Consider the following 1644-nt stretch of genomic DNA (forward strand, 5'->3'; position numbering starts at 1 on the left):
CCCCGCCGCGCCCGCCGGGCCGGTAGAGCCAGCCGAGTCGGCCGGGCCGGCCGAGCCAGCCGCGCCCGCCGAGCCGACCGAGCCCGCCGACGATTCGATCTCGGTCCAGGACCTCATCAAGCGCGAGGGCGGCCGCTCCCGCCCGCGCCGCCGCCGGGCCCTGTGGGACCCGCGCGACTACGACGAACTCGACGGAGACGACTGACCCCGCCTCCGGCACCACCACATCACCGGCTGGGGCGCCCCCACACCGCGCCCCGGCCGCCGACGCCCGACCGGAACCCCGGCCGGGCCCGCGACTTTTCGAGGAGACCACCCCGTGACGGATTCAACGGCGAACGAGGAGAACTTCACCGTCGTCAAGCAGATGGACGGCGAGCCGGGGCGAGCCGGAATCATCCGCACCCCGCACGGCGACGTGGAAACCCCCGCGTTCATTCCCGTCGGCACCAAGGCGACGGTGAAAACGCTGACGCCCGAACAGATCCGGGCAACCGGCGCGCAGGCCGTGCTGTCCAACGCGTACCACCTGTACCTGCAGCCCGGCCCCGACATCGTCGAAGCCGCCGGCGGGCTGACGCGGTTCGAAAACTGGCACGGCCCCACGTTCACCGACTCCGGCGGATTCCAGGTGATGAGCCTCGGCGTCGGCTTCCGCAAAACCCTCGCCATGGACGTCACCGGCCTGCAAAACGACGACATCGTCGCGCCCGGCAAGGAACGCAACGCCTTCGTCGACGAGGAGGGCGTCACCTTCCGCAGCCACATCGACGGCAGCTCGCACCGCTTCACGCCCGAGGTGTCCATGGGCATCCAGCACAAGCTCGGGGCGGACATCATTTTCGCGTTCGACGAACTGACCACCCTGATGAACACCCGCCAGTACCAGGAGGCTTCCGTCGAGCGGACGCACCGCTGGGCGAAACGCTGCCTCGACGAGCACGAGCGCCTGACGCGCGAACGCAACCAGGTGCCCGGGCGGGTGGGCGAGCTCGCCGAGGGGGAGCGGCCGCTGCAGCAGCTTTTCGGCGTCGTGCAGGGCGCCCAGTACGAGGATTTGCGGCGCCGCGCCGCGCGGGGGTTGGTGTCGCTTTCCGACGACGCCGAAGCCGCCGGGAAGCTCGGTTTCGCCGGGTACGGGATCGGAGGGGCGCTGGAAAAGCAGCGTCTGGGCGAGATCTGCCGGTGGGTCACCGACGAGCTGCCCGAGGACCGGCCGCGCCACCTGCTGGGCATTTCGGAGCCGGACGACATTTTCGCCGCCGTCGCCGCCGGCGCGGACACCTTCGACTGCGTCGCCCCGACCAGGTTGGCGCGCCGCGGTGGCGTCTACACCCTGGACGGGAAGATCACGCTGACGAACGCGCGGTTCAAGACCGACTTCGGGCCCATCGACCCGGAGGTCGAGTCGTACACGTCGATGAATTACTCGCGCGCGTACATCCACCACCTGCTCAAGGCGAAGGAGTACCTGGCGGGCACCCTGTGCACCATCCACAACGTGCACTTCATGGTGAAGCTGGTGGAGAACATCCGGGCGTCGATCCTCGACGGGACGTTCGACGAGTACCGCGACGAGTTCCTCGGCCGGTACTACGCCGGGAAGAAAAAGTAGCGGCGGGGCGGCCGCGGATGGCCGCCCCG

1 protein-coding gene and 1 pseudogene are annotated in these 1644 nt (G+C 69.9%); both read left to right on the forward strand.

Annotation, left to right across the window (positions count from 1 at the left end; translation table 11 throughout):
• Positions 1-205, forward strand: a pseudogene (locus HMPREF3121_RS12690) (hypothetical protein); the annotation flags it as partial.
• A gap of 162 nt (positions 206-367) precedes the next feature.
• On the forward strand, positions 368-1615 hold the full coding sequence (gene tgt / locus HMPREF3121_RS03210) for a tRNA guanosine(34) transglycosylase Tgt (protein ID WP_070519822.1): 1248 nt from the start codon (positions 368-370) through the stop codon (positions 1613-1615).
• The last annotated feature ends 29 nt before the right edge of the window (positions 1616-1644 follow it).

Origin of the sequence: Corynebacterium sp. HMSC11E11 (assembly GCF_001807025.1) — a bacterium.
GTDB lineage: Bacteria > Actinomycetota > Actinomycetes > Mycobacteriales > Mycobacteriaceae > Corynebacterium > Corynebacterium freneyi.